This is a genomic window from Moorena sp. SIO4E2, assembly GCF_010671945.1.
Classification (GTDB): Bacteria; Cyanobacteriota; Cyanobacteriia; order Cyanobacteriales; family Coleofasciculaceae; genus Moorena; species Moorena producens.
Map to the genome: position 1 here is coordinate 1 of NZ_JAAHIE010000961.1, position 2,105 is coordinate 2,105.

The 2,105-nt window shown below is 43.1% G+C and carries 3 protein-coding genes; 2 read left to right on the plus strand and 1 reads right to left on the minus strand.

The features are described 5' to 3' along the window. Both F6K37_RS39460 and F6K37_RS39465 read left to right on the plus strand, forming a co-directional pair. On the plus strand, nucleotides 1-851 hold an 851-nt coding region (locus F6K37_RS39460), incomplete at its 5' end, for a ParA family protein (protein WP_287256706.1). Between the two features lie 406 nt (nucleotides 852-1,257). Next, nucleotides 1,258-1,890: a TIGR04282 family arsenosugar biosynthesis glycosyltransferase gene (locus F6K37_RS39465; protein ID WP_287256709.1), complete on the plus strand. Its 633-nt coding sequence runs from the start codon at nucleotides 1,258-1,260 to the stop codon at nucleotides 1,888-1,890. On the opposite strand, the gene F6K37_RS39470 is transcribed toward F6K37_RS39465, so the two are convergent. Continuing rightward, the gene (locus F6K37_RS39470) at nucleotides 1,820-1,963 is read right to left on the minus strand and encodes a hypothetical protein (RefSeq protein WP_287256708.1); all 144 of its coding nucleotides are present in this window, start codon (nucleotides 1,961-1,963) and stop codon (nucleotides 1,820-1,822) included. The two genes, F6K37_RS39465 and F6K37_RS39470, sit on opposite strands and share 71 nt — an antisense overlap. Between the last annotated feature and the right edge of the window lie 142 nt (nucleotides 1,964-2,105).

A 2,105-nucleotide genomic window follows, 5' to 3' on the forward strand; every position in this document is an offset into this window, starting at 1 on the left:
TCATTGCAGTATACCATAACAAAGGCGGCGTCGGGAAAACCACAACGGTGGTTAACCTAGGGGCAGCTATCCGAAAAAACCGCAAAAAAGTGCTGATCATCGATCTTGATAGCCAAGCGAATGCTACCTTTGCTACCGGACTGGTTAAATTTCATGACGAAGCCTTTGATGATATCAAAGAGTGTAATATTCTCCATGTTTTGCAATCTGAAGAATTCTTCTCAATCTCGGAAGTAGCTAGAAAATCTGAATTCAGCAATCCAGAAATTGATGTGGTTCCTGCTCACATTGATCTGATGAAATATGAGCTTGATATGAATCAGCTTGATTTTAGCCTGCTCATGCTGATTGATAAACTAGACGATGTTAAAAATTACTATGATGTGGTAATTATTGATACCCCTCCCTCTTGGAATTTATATGCTAGAATTGCTTTAATCACTGCTGACTTTTTAATCATTCCTTCAGACCTCAAGCCTTTTTCTAATCAAGGCTTACTGAATGTCAAAGATTTTATCAGAGCGATTAATGGCTATAGAAAACAAATCCAAATTAAGCCGCCCCTTAACGTCTTGGGAGTGTTGCCTTGTAAAATAGCAACCAATAACATGTTCATACAGCATACCTTGCCAAAACGGATCAAAGCAATTTCCGACCGCTATGGCTTTGATGTCATGAAGAGTGTTATTTTCGATCGAGATGATTTGGCAAAGTGTGCTGAACAAGTTGAAAAAGTAGACAATCAGGATATACCGTCTCCTGTGTCTGTGTTGGATTATAAACCATATTGTATGGCTTCAGAAGAATTTCGGTCTCTTGCCCAAGAAGTTTTGGAAAAAATAGGGATGTAAGCTATCAGCTATCAGCTATCAGCTATCAGCGAACAGCGATTAGCGCTACGCGCACGCTACGCGAACAGCTATCAGCTATCAAATGATGAGCATTTTTGACCTTACCAAAAATACCTATATACTTTCTTTACTCTTGCCTCTTGCCTCTTGCCTTTCCCAAGCGCGACTATGTTAATAACTAAACTCAAAATGCTATAAGTAGGTACACAAAATTACTTACACATTTTACAAAAAAAAAGCTTTGCAGGGTAAGGGTTACAGAGATTTGCAATAGGTAATTAATTCTGTGTAGGTGCTTAAAAATCGGTGTAGTAATTGTGATAATTATTGTCCCCTAATCCCGACTCCCGATTCCCGACTCCCGACTCCCGACTCCCTATTCCCTACTCCCTATTCCCTTCATATAATGATACTGACAGAACGCTTAATTATTTTCAGCCGCTATCCAGAGCCGGGAAAGACTAAAACCCGGATGATACCAGCTCTAGGAGCGGATGGTGCGGCAAAGCTTCAACGTCGGATGACTGAACACACTGTTGCCCAGGTCAAGGAATTAACAACTGGTCGCCCTGTGTCTGTAGAAATCCATTTTGCTGGTGGTAATCAACAGCTAATGGAGAATTGGTTAGGCTCCAATCTGGTCTATAAACCTCAGAGTGATGGGGATTTGGGCAAGCGAATCACTTCGGCATTTCAGTTATCGTTTGCGGAAAGCATGACCAAAGTTGTGATCATTGGTATTGATTGCCCCGATTTGAATAGTTCGGTGATGAATCAGGCATTTGAGGCTCTAGACAATCATGATTTAGTACTTGGACCAGCTAAGGATGGCGGCTACTATCTGGTTGGTCTAAGTCGATTGATTCCAGATTTATTTGTGGGAGTGAATTGGGGAACATCTGAGGTTTTGCAGCAAACGGTGGATATTGCTAAGAGTCTTAACCTAACTATCGGGATGCTTTCCGAGCTTACTGATGTTGACCGCCCAGAGGATCTATGGGTAGTATCAAATTTGATTGGAGTAGGGAGTAGGGAGTAGGGAGTAGGGAGTAGGGAATCGGGAATCGGGAATCGGGAGTCGGGAATCGGGAGTCGGGAATCGGGATAAGCATTCAGCGGTCAGCGGTCAGCTTTGTGGAACAGGCTTTGGCCTTGGCCTTTTGGCCTTTTGGCCACGCTACGCGAACGGCCACGCGTGCGCGTTTGGCCACGCTGTGCGAACGACGCTGGGACTTAACTCAGCATTATTCGAAT